Raw genomic sequence first — 14,763 nt, 5'->3', positions numbered from 1 at the left:
TTTGCTCACAAATCAGTTTAAGCCACACTCTTGGCTAACAATTCACCCCTGACCCAATCTGCCAATAACATAATTGCATCCTGAATTTCCTGAGACAATTCATGCCCTGCGTTTAAACGAATACAATTGTTATAACGGTGATCCTCACCAAAAATAATCCCTGGTACAATATTGATACTGTATTGCTGTGCATAATAATACAACGCCAAGCTATCAATCTGCTCTGGGAACTGTAACCACAAGGCATAACTTCCCTGCGGTTGATTTAAACGGATCTCTACCCCATAAAAAGCATGTTGAATAAACTGTAGATATTGCGCAACTTGAGCCATCAACTTAGGGCGTAATTCACTCAAATGCTGACGATAGGCTCGGCTATAAATCAAATCAGCAAGACCCAATTGCAATGGTGTATTGACCGAAACATTTTGTAAAATCAACTTGGCATGCAAGTGCTGTAAACGTTGTGGCAAACAGAACCAACCAACCCGATAAGAGGTCGACAACGACTTGGAAACCGATCCGCAATAAACCACATAGCCCTGTTGATCCCAATATTTAATCGGTAAAGGGCGTTTGGCATTAAAGCTACATTCAGCATAAATATCATCTTCAATCACGTAACACTGGTACTTCGCTGCCAGCTGTGCGATTTTTTCTTTCTCGGCATTAGTCAAACAGAAGCCTAAAGGGTTTTGAAAATTGGCGGTTAATAAACAGACTTTTGCAGCTGAATTTTGCATCTCTTGTTCTAAACGATCCAGATCAAAACCTTCGGTATTGGCAGGGATTTCAATAATTTTTCGTTTGAGCAACGCCAACAATTGCAACTGACCATTATAGTTTGGTGTGGGCACAATCACACTGTCACCGATTTGGCTCAGGCTTTGAATCATCATAGACAATGCTGGCATACAACCATTGCTGATATAAATATCTTCTTTGGCAATATAAAAACCATCTTCAGCCCAATGTGCTGACAAAGCCTCTCTTAACTGAAGGTGCCCTTGGCGGTCATTATATAAAAAGTCTTCTGGTTTACTGTGTTTTAAAGCACGTTGTATTGAACGGCGTAAGGCCTCTACAGGAACTAGATTAGGCGATAACTGAATCGAACCTAAATGGATCAGTTTATTATTGATTGCAGCTTCATGAATTTGAATTTGTAAGTCTAGATTTGAAACCTCACGTGCTCTCGACTTAAAATCAGGATGGTCAGGTACAGCAATCTGCGAGGCTTTTTGCTGTGATTGAACAAAATAGCCAGACTTTTCTTTGACATAAATCAAGCCTTGCGCTTCAAGCAACTCATAACAACTCTTTGCTGTATTAAGACTAATATTTTGCAATGCTGCAAATTTTCGCAAAGAACTGAGTCGTTGCCCAACGACCAACTCACCACAATAAATTTTCTGTGTAATTTGTTGTGCTAATGTTTGATATTGAAAAGCCATATCTGTACTCAAATTTTAATATTTGTTGTATCTGTATCTATAAAGTTAACAGATTTATGCTTCATTCACAGCCAATTTTTACAAACAAATTGATTTGAAAGGAGAAAAAAATGAGAACGATCGCTTTAATCAGTATTGTCTTTGGATTAACTGCTTGTCAGCCTCAGCAGGTCAATCAAGCTGCTCAGAAACAACATTTTGTATGTAAATCTTTGATTGAAGGCTTTTTAAAAACACAAAATTTAGCTGAGTATCAGCTTGATCATCTAGAACCCACCCTACATCAGACTGCTGCTGTGCGAAACTACCGCTACCATACCAGTAGTGATCAACGCATGAAAATTAATATCCCAGTACAAAAAGACTTGCAGTTCAAATGCCTTCAGACAGCAACTGATCATTTTGAAATCCAATTGGTCAATCCACAACAACCCAGTAGCCAAACTTTACTGAGTCTGGATTTACCACCACAAAAGACTATCGAAACTTTGACAGCTTTTGCGTTAAAAACTCAATAAATAAACGGACACGCTTTGGTAAATGTTCCTGTTGATAATACACCGCATGGATGTGTTGCTCATAAAGCTCTATTTGATCTTCAAATAGAGCGATCAAGCGTCCTTGCTTTATATCTTTTAAAATCTCAAACTCAGACAATCTCGCAATTCCATGCCCGCGTAAACACAGTTGGCGGACAGTTTCACCACTGGATGCTTTGATTTTTGGTTTGACAGTAAGCCTTTCTCCATTGACTCGAATCGGCCAAGTATTTAAACGGCTGACTTTGCTAAAGCCAATTTGGGTATGATTTAAAATATCTTGCGGTGTTGCTGGATAACCATGTGTGGCTAAATACTCAGGACTGGCAACGATATATAATCGGCTTTTACATAACAAACGTGCATGTAAGCTCGAATCATTAAGATCCCCAAAACGTATTGCAACATCTGTCTTATGTTCTAATAAATCGATGATCTGATCGTTACTGTTTAACTCTATTTCTATCTCAGGATACAACTGAGAAAACTCTTGCATCAACGGTGCAATCACATGCAATACAAAAGGTGTCGCGGAATCCACACGAATCAGCCCAGATGTATCACTGTCAGATTTTAATAAAGCATCTTCTGCTTCATTGAGGTCATGCACAATTTTTCGGGCTTTTGCTAAAAATAATTGCCCTTCTTGGGTCAACTTAAGTTTACGTGTTGTCCGCTCTAATAAGGTGACATTCAGTTTAGATTCAAGTCGTTGTAAGGCTCGACTTACACCTGAAGTGGTTTGTTCAAGATGCGTTGCTGCTGCAACAATCGAACCACTATCAACAATATTAATAAAGGCCTGTAATTCTTCGAGTGTAGATTTCATTGCTGTCAGCGCTCTGCTTATTATTGATTTCTAGTCAACAATATTTTGCATATTCCTATATTTTTCCGCAACAATTAAAGTAGCAAAATACACTCAATCTCAGAAAATAAAGTGAAATCCAGCATGACAAACATCGTTCCTCAATTTGGTGTCGGTACTTTCCGTTTAACAGGACAAACAGTGATTGACTCGGTCAAAACAGCCTTAGACGTTGGTTATCGTGCTGTAGACACTGCTCAAATCTATGGCAACGAAGCAGAAGTCGGTCAGGCCATTGCAGAAAGCCATATCCATCGTGATGATTTATTTATCACAACAAAGATATGGACAGATCATTATCAAGCCGACAAACTTATTCCAAGTCTCAAACAGAGCTTACAGAAACTGGGTACTGATGCAGTCAACTTAACCTTGATTCACTGGCCAGCACCAAGTCTCGGAATTTCTGTTGCAGAAATGATGCATAACCTGTTAGAAGCGAAAAAGCTGGGTCTAACTGAACATATTGGAATTTCAAACTTCAATATCGACTTATCGCAACAAGCCATTGCTGCTGTAGGACTTGAAAATATTGCCACCAACCAAATTGAACTTAGCCCTTATTTGCAAAATGATAAGTTGGTGAGTTTTTTACAGTCACAAAATATTGATGTGACCTCTTATATGACCTTGGCATATGGCAAAGTTTTAAATGACCCAACATTAACTGAAATTGCCAAACAGCATCAGGCTTCTAGCGCTCAAATTGCATTGGCATGGGCATTGCAGAAAGGCTTTGCTGTCATTCCGTCATCGACTAAACGTGAAAACTTAATCGCCAATTTAAAAGCACAAGAGATTCAGCTATCTGCTGAAGAAATGCAATTAATCGCTCAATTGGAACGTAATGGGCGTGAGGTTGATCCTGAAAACTTAGCACCTCAGTGGGATGTTTAATTCACTGCTGGAGTAAAAGTGGTTTAAAGCAGCGCAAATCTTGGCTTAGGCTTTGATTAGCAAAGTTGGGGTACTAAGTTTTACTTACTAGGCTTCGAAACAGGCTTTACCCCCTTTTGATCATGACTTAGATTGCTTCGCAAGATTATTTTCTTGCGAAGCTTTATTTTGTCACTTCATTAAAATAGCGGCTGAAAAGTAAATGACCATCCTCATGATTGACCGAACACTGTTACATCCCATCATTTTCAATATGCTGTATATTTGAGATTTCTCATGAAATTAAATTTTCCCTTACTCGCATTAGCGATTGGTGCTTTTGCAATAGGAACAACAGAATTTTCTCCTATGGGCTTTCTTCCCCAAATTGCAGAAAATTTGAATATTTCAATCCCAACCGCAGGTATGCTGATCACCGCATATGCACTCGGTGTTATGATTGGCGCACCGTTTATGACCTTATGGTTTGGACGGTTTCCACGACGTAAAGCGCTTATTTTAGCCATGATTATTTTTACCCTTGGCAATATTCTTGCTGCAATTGCCCCCAATTACTGGGGCTTAATGGCCGCTCGAATCCTGACCAGTCTCAATCATGGGGTGTTTTTCGGGATTGGTTCCATTGTTGCAACAAGCGTCGTACCTAAAGACAAGCAAGCCAGTGCTGTTGCCACCATGTTTATGGGCCTCACCATTGCCAACATCGGTGGTGTTCCTTTAGCCACATGGGTTGGGCAGAATATTGGCTGGCGTATGTCATTTGCAGCAATCGCCTTACTCGGCGTGATTACCATGCTGTCACTATGGAAAGCCTTGCCTGAAGATAAAGCAAGCCAACGTCCTGATGTCAAAGCAGAATTAAAAGTGCTGACTCGGCTGCCTGTGGTTCTTGCATTGCTCACCACGGTGATGAGTGCAGGTGCAATGTTTACCCTCTATACCTATATTGCGCCTAGCCTACAAAACATCACCCATGCCAGCCCGATGTTTATTACCTTGATGCTGGTACTGATTGGAATTGGTTTTTCAATTGGTAATCACTTAGGTGGGAAATTTGCAGACTTGTCACTGACCAAAACATTGACCAGTTTCTTGCTGTTACTGATGGTGAGCATGTTGCTGTTTCCAATCCTGGCTCAAACTCAAATTGGTGCAGCATTGGCACTGATTGTCTGGGGAGCAGCAGCCTTTGCAGTGGTCCCACCTTTACAGATGCGTGTCATGTCTGTTGCACATGAAGCACCTGGATTGGCATCCTCTGTGAATATTGGGGCATTTAATTTAGGTAATGCTTTAGGTGCAACAGCTGGTGGCGCAGTATTGAGTATGGGCATGAGTTATGCTGCGGTGTCTATTGCAGGTGCGGTACTCACAGCTTTAGGGCTAGTGCTGGTTTTTATTCAAATGAAAATGAATAAAGCACCTGTACAACAATATAGCCATTCAGCCTAGCCATTCACAATCGTGACAAAGACTGCAAGTAACCTTTCTTTCTACATCAATACCTTAAGAAAGGTTACTTTCAATAGTTAAATGGAAAGATCTGCTAAGCATTATTTTTTCGAATATAGAGTTGTTTCGTCAATAAGTGATCTGCTTCAGGATTATTGATCAAACAATGCCTATTTTAAAATATCAGGCAAAGCTGTAAAGGGTTTATTCTTTGCCAATTCTGTTTTCATTTTCTGCAACATCTGATAAGGCTGCTGTTCGACCAAAATATTGGTTAAGCTGGCAGGAATGGAACCTTCTGGATTGGCATGTCCAGAGGTAATGACTTTGACTTTATTGGCACCGAGTTTTTGAAAGGTCCAATCACCTGAATAATCTTTTAAACGCACATAGTCAGGATTTAATGCTTTACCTTGCTGAATCGCAGAATTTTTAATAAAAATGCTGCCATTTGCATCTTTAGACATGGTTCCTTTAACCACCATGTCGCGATCTTTTAAGGGAAAGGGAAAATCTAAAACCATATAAATGCTGAATTCACCTTTTTTATCATCGCGAGATAACACTTCAGCTTTGGCAACATTGGGTACCCATTTCGGTGAGTTTTTGACGTCCAATACCAAAGCAACAGCACGATCAATCGGTACGTCTAATGTTGTTTCAGCTTTATAAGACAACACAGAATTACTGGCATCCTTGTATGTCCATACCTGAATGTTATTTTTATTCAAACTCAATTTGGCATTGCTTGGTAAAGCAGCTTGTGTAGTCAGGCCAAAAGCACTGATTACACAAGCAAATAACATCACTGTTTTTTTCATTTTTGAATGTTCAAAATTTGACTAATTGTTTTAATTCTATCGCATCAGATTTTAAGCTTAAATATCATTTAAGCCTAAAACGTCTTTCATATCGTATTTTTTTGCATCTTTGCCGACAACCCAAGCAGCTGCACGTACAGCACCGGCAGCAAAATTCATACGATTCGTGGCTTTGTGTGTCACTTCTACACGCTCACCTTCGCCAATAAACATCACTGTATGTTCGCCCACAATATCACCACCACGAATCGTTTCAAAGCCAATGGTTTCACGTTCACGTGGACCTGTATGCCCCTCACGACCATAGACAGCAACTTTCTTTAAATCACGACCCAGTGTGTCAGCAACAGCTTCACCCATCATCAGTGCAGTACCTGATGGTGCATCTACTTTATGACGGTGATGTGCTTCAATAATTTCAATATCCACAGTATCGCCAAATACTTTAGCTGCCAACTCAAGTAATTTAATCGAAACATTCACACCCACTGAATAATTTGCAGCATAAACAATCGGTGTCTGAGTGGCAGATTGATTTAATAGCTCTTTTTGTTGATCCGAAAAACCAGTTGTACCAATCACCATCGCAACACCAGCAGCACTGCATAGTTTTAAATTATGTTCAGTGGCAACAGGCGCAGTAAAATCAATCACCACATCCACATCTTTGAGGATCTCTTCCAAGTTGCCAACCACTTTGATTCCCACAGCACCAATTCCTGCAAGCTCTCCTGCATCTGCACCAATTAATGTGCTTTCTGGACGCTCTACTGCAGCAGCAAGCTGAAAGCCTGCTTGTTGTACAGCTTGAATCAATGTACGGCCCATACGGCCACCTGCACCTACAATACCAATGCGTGGAGCTGCTGACATACGATCTTCCTAAATCTGAATTTGAAAATTTGGCTCTACTATAACAAAACTCGGTTCCAAGACGACGTTTCAATATAAAAAAATACTGTGATCTTTTTACTTGCTTTGGGATCTGTTGCGCTCATTGGTACAGAATAGCCTGAACGAATAAATAGATTAATTTTATAAAATATATCGGTAAAACTTTGAAAAATTTACAACTTTTCAAATCCATTTCATCAAAATGCAAGAATCCCACAGCAGACTACATGCCACGAATGAAAATAATATGGCTTATAAGGAGATCAATATGCATTCGAATAAAGTGGCTTTCGCTCTGGTACTCGGCATGATGATGACAAATGTTTGGGCTGAATCAGTGCCTGCAACAACATCAGCAACATCTGAAGAAAAAACGCTTGCTCAACCCAATAGCAGTACACCATCTGAACCTCAAACAGAAGTTCGTGTTGAAGATATTGATGCACCGATCATCGAATAATAAGTACCTATTTTTCAGCGGTTGAGGGCATGTCCAATACCTTCAACCTCTCATTTTAAAAATAACTCAATTCAATTGTAATTATCATCATAAAAATCAGGCTTTATCGCTAAACATTAACAGTTATATTATTTTTTAAATCATCTAAAAATTTATTGAAATGTATATTAAATTACAGCTAAAAATAACTAAAAAGTAAAAATTAAATTTTTCAGATCTATTAAACTAAAAGCGCTTGGATGCAATCATAAAAAGCAAATATCAAAGGAAATACCATGCAACTCAAAAAAATCATTTTAGGATTGGTGATGACAACAACTGTTTCACTCGTTTGGGCCGAAGACACAACGCCTACATCCTCTCCCGCCCCATCATCGGAATCATCGACACCAGCAACACATCCCGCGGTGATACTCCCCCAAGATGATAATTCAATAGATGCGGCCCCGGATGACAACGAATTTGATTTATCACCATCAGATCAAGCATCAAAATAAAAAAACGGAGCAACAAGATCTGTTGCTCCGTTTTTACATCTTCAATGTTTAGCTTGCTAAATGAAAAGGTCTAAACTCAATTAGTCAAATAAACGATCGAAGAAAGATTTTTTCTTCGGTGACGATTTATTGTCATCACTTTCCATCGTGGCTTGAAGTTCTTTCAATAGCTCACGTTGGCGGCTGGTCAAATGTACAGGTGTTTCCACTACAATACGGCAAAGTAAGTCACCTTGCATACTGCTACGTACAGGTTTTACCCCTTTACCACGTAGTCGGAACATTTTACCAGTTTGTGTACCTTCAGGCACTTTCAAACTGACTCGACCATCCAATGTTGGAATTTCAAGTTCTTTACCTAAAGCAGCATCTGCGATACTGACTGGCACATCCATATATAAGTCTGCACCATCACGTTGGAAGATATCGTGCTCACGCACTACGACTTCAACGTATAAATCACCAGATTGACCATCACGGATCGCTTCACCTTTACCTGTTAAGCGAACGCGATCACCATTATCAACACCTGCTGGAATAGTAACTTCAAGGGTCTGCTGACGATCTGATACACCTGAACCATGACATTTGCTGCATGGATTTTTAATAATTTTACCTTGTCCACGACAGGTACTACATGTCTGCTGAACAGAGAAGAAGCCCTGTTGCATACGCACTTGACCTGCACCATGACAAGTCTTACAGGTTTCTACATCATTTGGATTTTTTGAACCTTTACCATCACACACATCACAAGGTGCTGGTGCAGTAAAGGTAATGGTTTTCTTAACGCCTCGCACCGCTTCTTCAAGCGTCAATTCCATAACATAACGCAGGTCGGAACCACGACGTGCACGTTGCTGACCACGGCCACCACCGCCAAAAGCGCCACCGAAGATGTCACCAAACTGACTGAAAATGTCTTCGGCACTGAAACCACCACCAAAGCCACCGCCGCCCATACCACCTTCAAAGGCGTTATGACCCATACGGTCGTACATGCTACGTTTTTCACCGTCAGAAAGAATTTCATATGCTTCCGCACATTCTTTAAACTTTTCTTCAGCTTCTGAGTTGTCAGGATTACGATCTGGATGATACTTCATCGCCAACTTACGGTAGGCTTTTTTAATTTCATCATCACTAGCGGTTTTAGCAACACCTAAAACCTCATAATAATCACGTTTAGCCATGATTGGCGATGCTCCACAAAATTTGATAATACTTCTATGCAGAGTAAATTGGGGGCGATGTTATTTTTTACAAGCGTGAAATGTGGTTTTTTTTAAAAAACAGCTTTTTTCTGTAAATATTTAGTAAAACCTTTGAGCCATATGTTGAGTAAATATAACCATGCAATGGCACTAAATACCACACCAGCCACAGTGCACGCTTTTACCCAAATGAAACTGTCCCAATAGAAAAAGATTAACGGAATAAACCATAGCGCAGCAAAGGCTGCCAAAATCAAAAAAATGAGAGCATTGCGCATAATCCACAACGCTTGCGCATGTATCCATACCTCTGCATTATCTGCCACTGCTACTTTACGTGCTAACCAATACGCCAACACGGCTGTAATCACCGTAAACAATGCAAGAAACATAAACAAATAAGAGCTCGTAATAAATTTACGATGCTGTTCTGGATTTGTTTGCCCCATGGGTGTTTTTGACCTCAAATTTATTGCATACCGATTTACTTATTATGCAATAAAATTTCCTATGTTATTTTCTGTTAAAGATTAAGTGCTACTATATTGAAGTTTTCAATTTTTCGCACCTAATATTCTCAACAATTTATGTATTTTCTGTAGTTTTTTTAATCTTAAACCAAGTCGCATACAACGCTGGTAAGAAAAATAACGTTAAAAGTGTCGCAATAATTAAACCACCCATAATGGCCACTGCCATTGGCCCAAAGAAAATACTCCGAGAAAGCGGAATCATGGCCAATACCGCTGCCAAGGCGGTCAGAATAATGGGGCGGAATCGGCGAACTGTAGCATCCAAAATCGCATCCCATTGATTCTGCCCAGCTCGAATATCTTGTTCGATCTGATCAATCAGAATCAGTGAGTTACGCATAATCATTCCAGATAATGCAATGGTGCCTAGCATCGCCACAAAACCAAAAGGCTTATTGAATAAGAGCAGGAATAACACCACCCCAATTAAACCTAACGGCGCTGTCAAAAATACAATGAATGAACGCGAAATACTCTTTAACTGCAGCATCAGCAAAGTAAATACCACCGCAAGGAATAATGGCATCCCTGCATTTACAGAAGTTTGCCCTTTTGCCGACTCCTCTACCGCGCCACCAACTTCTAACAAATAACCACTTGGTAAGGTTGTACGAAGCTGATCCATTTTTTCAGCCAGCTCATTGACCACGGTTGCAGGCTGTAACTTGGTCCGAATATCTGCCCGTACAGTAATGGTCGGTAAACGATTGCGGTGCCAAATCAAACCATCTTCAAATTTATATTGAAGTGTAGCGATTTGCGCCAAAGGTACAGTGGTGCCTTTACTTGTTGGAACAGCAAGACTGGATAATGCTTCAACATTGACACGTTCAGCCTGATCACCGCGGATACGAACATCAATCAGCTCACGTTTTTCACGATATTGATTGATAATTGCACCCGATATCGAACTGTTTAAAAAATTCGCCAAATCTTCTGAGGTTACACCCATTTGACGGGCACGGTCTTGATCAATCACCAACGAAATGATTTTACTTTGCTCACCCCAGTCCAAATGAACATTTGCGGTATTTGGATTTTCGCCCACCAGTTGAGCAACTTTTTGCGCCTCCTGACGAACAATTGCAATGTCTTCACCCGATACACGAAATTGCAATGGATAGCCGACTGGAGGACCATTTTCTAATAAAGAGACACGGATACGTACCTGTGGCAATAATTGGCGAATTTGCGTATCTAAGGATTTACGAATTTCATCACGATCATCCAGTGACGATGCTAAAACCACAAATTGTGCAAAACTGGCTTGTGGCATCTGTTGATCTAAAGGCAGATAGAAACGTGGTGTACCTGTTCCTACATAAGCAACATAATTATCAATACCCTTTTGCTTAGATAAAAATGCCTCGACTTTCTTCACCGCATCTTCAGTTGCAGTCAGTGATGCGCCTTCTTCCAATTTTAAATCGACCAAAATTTCAGCACGGTTTGAAGACGGGAAAAATTGTTGGGGTACAAATTTAAACATCACCACAGACAGGACAAAAACCCCAACCGTAATTGAAATGACGGTTTTTCTATAAGTCACGCACCAATTCACCAACTTTCTAAAGCTTTGATAAAATTTAGATTGATATGGATCAAAATGCTCACCAGTATGATGAATCACGGGCTGAGGTTCTGGTTGCTTTCGTAATCTTGCGAGAAGACGCTGATACCACGGCGCTTTTTGTGGCACTTTGTTAAAATCTGGAAGTAACTTATCGCCTAGATAAGGAACAAAAACCACAGCAGCAATCCATGAAACAATTAAGGCAATGGTCACCACTTGGAAAATTGAACGAGTATATTCCCCTGTGCTTGATGCGGCTGTAGCAATAGGTAAAAAACCTGCTGCGGTAATTAATGTTCCTGTTAGCATCGGAAATGCGGTACTGGTCCATGCAAAACCAGCGGCCTTCATCCGGCTATAGCCCTGTTCCATTTTAATGGTCATCATTTCGACGGCAATAATGGCATCATCAACCAATAACCCTAAGGCCAGAATCAAGGCTCCTAGAGAAATCTTATGTAAGCCAACATCAAATAAATTCATGCCTGCAAAAGTCATCGCAAGCACCAGTGGAATCGAAAATGCCACCACCAAGCCGGTACGAAAACCCAGCGAAAAAAAGCTCACCAATAAAACGATAATGACTGCTTCTGCAAGAACTTTGACAAATTCATGAATACTGCGTTGAACAGCCACTGGCTGATCTGAAACTTTTTTCAGTTCCATACCTAAAGGCAGTGATTTTTGTAAGGTTTTAAATTCCGTTTCTAGGTTTTTACCCAATGCGATGATGTCACCACCTTTACGCATAGAAACCGCTAAACCAATCCCATTCTCGCCCATAAAACGCATGCGAGGTTGTGCAGGCTCACTAAATCCACGATAAACGTCAGCAACATCGCCCAGTTGAATGGTTCTATTTCCCACCAACAAGGGCATTTTTTTCAAATCATCGACACTTTTTAAAGCACCACTGACTCGCACTTGAATACGGTCAGTGCCTGTTTCAAAAAAGCCTGCACTGGTCACACTGTTTTGCTTTGCCAAGGCTTCTTGGATTGCAGTAACTGGTACGCCCATTTGCACGGCTTTGGTGTTGGAAAGCTCAATCCAGATTTTTTGATCTTGTAGCCCCACCAGATTAACTTTACTGACATCTTTTACCCGTTGTAAGCGAAGCTGCAAACGGTCTGCATATTCTTTTAACGTTGCATAATCAAAATCTTTGCCTGTTAAGACATAGATATTGCCGAAGGTATCCCCAAACTCATCATTAAAGAACGGTCCCTGAACACCAGAGGGTAACTGCGTTTTGATATCGCCTACTTTTTTGCGCACTTGATACCAAACATCTGGAATTTGGTTAGATTTTAATGAGTCTTTTGCCATAAACATGACCATAGACTCACCCGGACGCGAGTAAGCCATAATCTTGTCATAGAGCCCTGTGCTCATCAGTTCTTTTTCAATTTTATCGGTAACTTGTAAAGAAACCTCTTGAGCTGTTGCACCAGGCCAATAGGTTTGTACCACCATGACTTTAAAAGTAAAGGGTGGATCTTCACTCTGAGAGAGTTTTGAATAGGAAAATAGCCCAACAATACCCAATAGGATCATAAAATAAAGTACTAATCCTTTATTTTTGAGTGCCCATTCTGACAAGTTAAAGGAATTAAATGGACTCATGATCATGCTCCTTTTTGAACAGTTACAGCACGATTTTCACGGTCTACCGGTTTTATTTTTTGCTTTTCACGAAGTAAATGTACCCCTCCTACAACCACCCATTGTCCAGGATTTAACCCTTTCACGACAGTAACACTGTCACGACCATAGCTGCCCAGAGTCACTGAAACTTTAGCAATCGTTTGGTCTGGATTCACCACCCAAATATAGGCTTGATTATTATTTGCTGAGACGCTAGATAAAGGCACACTCAATACATTTTGAATATTTTGATTAAAGAATACCCGCGCACTTTGCCCAAGTTGAATTGCAGACTGCCCTTCTTTTAAAGCCACCTTAACCATAAATGTACGTGATTGATCGGCTGCTGGAGAAATCTCTCGAACATAGGCAGCAAATCGATCTTGAGGTTTAGACCATAAAGTCACCCATGCATTTTGTCCGACTTTAATCTCTGCAATGGCTTGTTCAGGTACACCTATCACCACTTCACGATCACCATCAATCGCCAGTTGGTACGCCGCCTGCCCTGCTGAAATCACTTGCCCAGTTTCAATATTGCGTTGGGTAATCACCCCATTTTTATTGGCAATCAATTGGTTATAACCGGTTTGATTGGCGCTCACATCATAATTAGATTGGGCTTGTTTTAAACTTGCCTGAGCAGCATCATATTGATTTTTGACTGAATCATATTGTGAGCGACTCACAGCATTGATCGGTAAGAGCTGCTGAAAGCGTTTAAATTCATCTGCTGCAGCCTTGGCCGCAGATTGCGCACTTTCAAGTTGTGCTTTGGCTGAGTTCAATTGTAGCTGGGCATCTTTCACATCAAGCTTTGCTAAGACTTGCCCTACTTTGACACGAGCCCCAACATCGACATAGCGTTCTGTAATTTGTCCCCCGACACGGAATGCCAATGCTGTTTGCTGTCGGGCTTGAACATCCCCCGCATAACTTTTTTGATCTTCATGTGATGTTGCAGGCTGGGTGACCATCACCAAGGGAATTTGTTCCGCTTCAGGTGCTGGTTTGCTACACCCCACTATTGTTACACTACACAATACCAATAGGCTCGTGATCATTAAATTTAAACTACGCATAGGCAAGGCTCTTAATCAAATGCATTTTTTCGGGCAAAATAGAATGAGTATATTTATTTGCTCATTTTTTAATTAATATACTGCATGGTACAGTAATTGTGAATCGTGTATAGAGTAATTAACCTATTTTTTTTTGGAAATTATTGTGCAAACAACCGCTGGACGTCCAAAGGACTTAGAAAAACGGAAACACATTTTGGAAGCCGCCAAAAAGCTATTTCTAAAATTGGGTTATCATGGTTCAAGCATGAACCAAATTGCCAAAGAAGCAGGCGTCACAAAGCTGACGGTATATAACCATTTTCAAGATAAAGAAACTTTATTTTGCTGTGCCATTGAAGCAACCTGTGAAGCGTCTATCGATGCTCGACCATTACGACTCAATCTTCAAAGTGATTTTTATGCGCATTTTTTTCAGGCGTGTGAGTTGGCACTCACTGTCATTAGCCTACCTGAAGCCATTAAACTTGAGCATTTGTTGTTAGAACTTGCCGCAGAGAAAAATCCTTTGGCTTTACAGTTTTATAATTCTTCCCATCAAAGAATGTGTGCAGTCTGGCAAGATTTTTTCCAACAAGCGGGCACGCTTAAATTTATTCAAGCAGATAACATTGAAAAACAAATCAACCTGATTCTGTCATTATTATTGGGTGTTCGACACCACGAGGTTTTATTGGGGATCCGCCCAATTCCTACGGAAGATGAAAAACAACAAATCATCACCGAAAGTATTGATTTATTTATGATGAAATATAAAGCCAACTGAAATTATTTAAAAACAAAATAATGCCCAATTGTTGTTTAAGGCATACTCAATGCATATCGCATAGGC

The 14,763-nt window shown here is 40.4% G+C and carries 14 protein-coding genes; 6 read left to right on the top strand and 8 right to left on the bottom strand.

Going from position 1 to position 14,763, the window contains the following annotated elements; genetic code table 11:
- Nucleotides 1-17 precede the first annotated feature (17 nt).
- The gene (locus tag AC07U8_RS00300) at nt 18-1,454 is read right to left on the bottom strand and encodes an aminotransferase-like domain-containing protein (RefSeq protein ID WP_494737095.1); all 1,437 of its coding nucleotides are present in this window, start codon (nt 1,452-1,454) and stop codon (nt 18-20) included.
- Between the two features lie 110 nt (nt 1,455-1,564).
- Here AC07U8_RS00300 and AC07U8_RS00295 point away from each other — a divergent pair, with 110 nt between their 5' ends.
- A complete protein-coding gene (locus AC07U8_RS00295; RefSeq protein ID WP_034614694.1) occupies nt 1,565-1,972 on the top strand; it encodes a hypothetical protein in 408 nt (135 codons plus the stop codon).
- Here AC07U8_RS00295 and AC07U8_RS00290 read toward each other — a convergent pair.
- A complete protein-coding gene (locus AC07U8_RS00290; protein WP_004718832.1) occupies nt 1,932-2,822 on the bottom strand; it encodes a LysR family transcriptional regulator in 891 nt (296 codons plus the stop codon). The genes AC07U8_RS00295 and AC07U8_RS00290 overlap by 41 nt on opposite strands.
- 123 nt (nt 2,823-2,945) lie before the next feature.
- Between AC07U8_RS00290 and dkgB the strand changes: the two genes are divergently transcribed.
- A complete protein-coding gene (dkgB, locus tag AC07U8_RS00285; RefSeq protein WP_034614690.1) occupies nt 2,946-3,758 on the top strand; it encodes a 2,5-didehydrogluconate reductase DkgB in 813 nt (270 codons plus the stop codon).
- A gap of 276 nt (nt 3,759-4,034) precedes the next feature.
- A complete protein-coding gene (locus AC07U8_RS00280) occupies nt 4,035-5,210 on the top strand; it encodes an MFS transporter (RefSeq protein ID WP_494737094.1) in 1,176 nt (391 codons plus the stop codon).
- Nucleotides 5,211-5,380: 170 nt separating this feature from the next.
- Here the strand turns inward: AC07U8_RS00280 and AC07U8_RS00275 are convergent, their stop codons facing one another.
- On the bottom strand, nt 5,381-6,031 hold the full coding sequence (locus AC07U8_RS00275) for an START domain-containing protein (protein ID WP_004718837.1): 651 nt from the start codon (nt 6,029-6,031) through the stop codon (nt 5,381-5,383).
- A gap of 57 nt (nt 6,032-6,088) precedes the next feature.
- Complete coding sequence (gene dapB / locus AC07U8_RS00270) at nt 6,089-6,904, bottom strand: 4-hydroxy-tetrahydrodipicolinate reductase (protein ID WP_004718838.1); 816 nt, start codon at nt 6,902-6,904, stop codon at nt 6,089-6,091.
- 289 nt (nt 6,905-7,193) lie between these two features.
- Between dapB and AC07U8_RS00265 the strand changes: the two genes are divergently transcribed.
- Both AC07U8_RS00265 and AC07U8_RS00260 read left to right on the top strand, forming a co-directional pair.
- Entirely contained in the window at nt 7,194-7,385 is a 192-nt protein-coding gene (locus tag AC07U8_RS00265) for a hypothetical protein (RefSeq protein WP_494737093.1), read from the top strand.
- Between the two features lie 275 nt (nt 7,386-7,660).
- Nucleotides 7,661-7,882, top strand: coding sequence for a hypothetical protein (locus AC07U8_RS00260; RefSeq protein ID WP_034614680.1), 222 nt, complete (start codon nt 7,661-7,663; stop codon nt 7,880-7,882).
- Nucleotides 7,883-7,962: 80 nt separating this feature from the next.
- Here AC07U8_RS00260 and dnaJ read toward each other — a convergent pair whose 3' ends face one another.
- The 4 genes from dnaJ to AC07U8_RS00240 all read right to left on the bottom strand — a co-directional run bounded on the left by dnaJ (nt 7,963) and on the right by AC07U8_RS00240 (nt 13,931).
- A complete protein-coding gene (gene dnaJ, locus AC07U8_RS00255; protein WP_004718844.1) occupies nt 7,963-9,075 on the bottom strand; it encodes a molecular chaperone DnaJ in 1,113 nt (370 codons plus the stop codon).
- 92 nt (nt 9,076-9,167) lie between these two features.
- Nucleotides 9,168-9,545: a hypothetical protein gene (locus AC07U8_RS00250; RefSeq protein ID WP_004818242.1), complete on the bottom strand. Its 378-nt coding sequence runs from the start codon at nt 9,543-9,545 to the stop codon at nt 9,168-9,170.
- Between the two features lie 136 nt (nt 9,546-9,681).
- Nucleotides 9,682-12,828 carry an efflux RND transporter permease subunit gene (locus AC07U8_RS00245; RefSeq protein WP_096732462.1) on the bottom strand — a complete coding sequence of 1,049 codons (3,147 nt, stop codon included), beginning with the start codon at nt 12,826-12,828 and terminating at the stop codon, nt 9,682-9,684.
- Nucleotides 12,829-12,830: 2 nt separating this feature from the next.
- On the bottom strand, nt 12,831-13,931 hold the full coding sequence (locus AC07U8_RS00240) for an efflux RND transporter periplasmic adaptor subunit (RefSeq protein WP_004818239.1): 1,101 nt from the start codon (nt 13,929-13,931) through the stop codon (nt 12,831-12,833).
- A gap of 145 nt (nt 13,932-14,076) precedes the next feature.
- Here AC07U8_RS00240 and AC07U8_RS00235 point away from each other — a divergent pair, with 145 nt between their 5' ends.
- The gene (locus tag AC07U8_RS00235) at nt 14,077-14,697 is read left to right on the top strand and encodes a TetR/AcrR family transcriptional regulator (protein WP_096732460.1); all 621 of its coding nucleotides are present in this window, start codon (nt 14,077-14,079) and stop codon (nt 14,695-14,697) included.
- Nucleotides 14,698-14,763: the final 66 nt, after the last annotated feature.

Source organism: Acinetobacter sp. GW821-FHT01E09, from assembly GCF_059422385.1.
The sequence above is the reverse complement of the archived record's forward strand: the minus strand, read 5'-3'. Positions and strand labels throughout refer to the sequence as shown.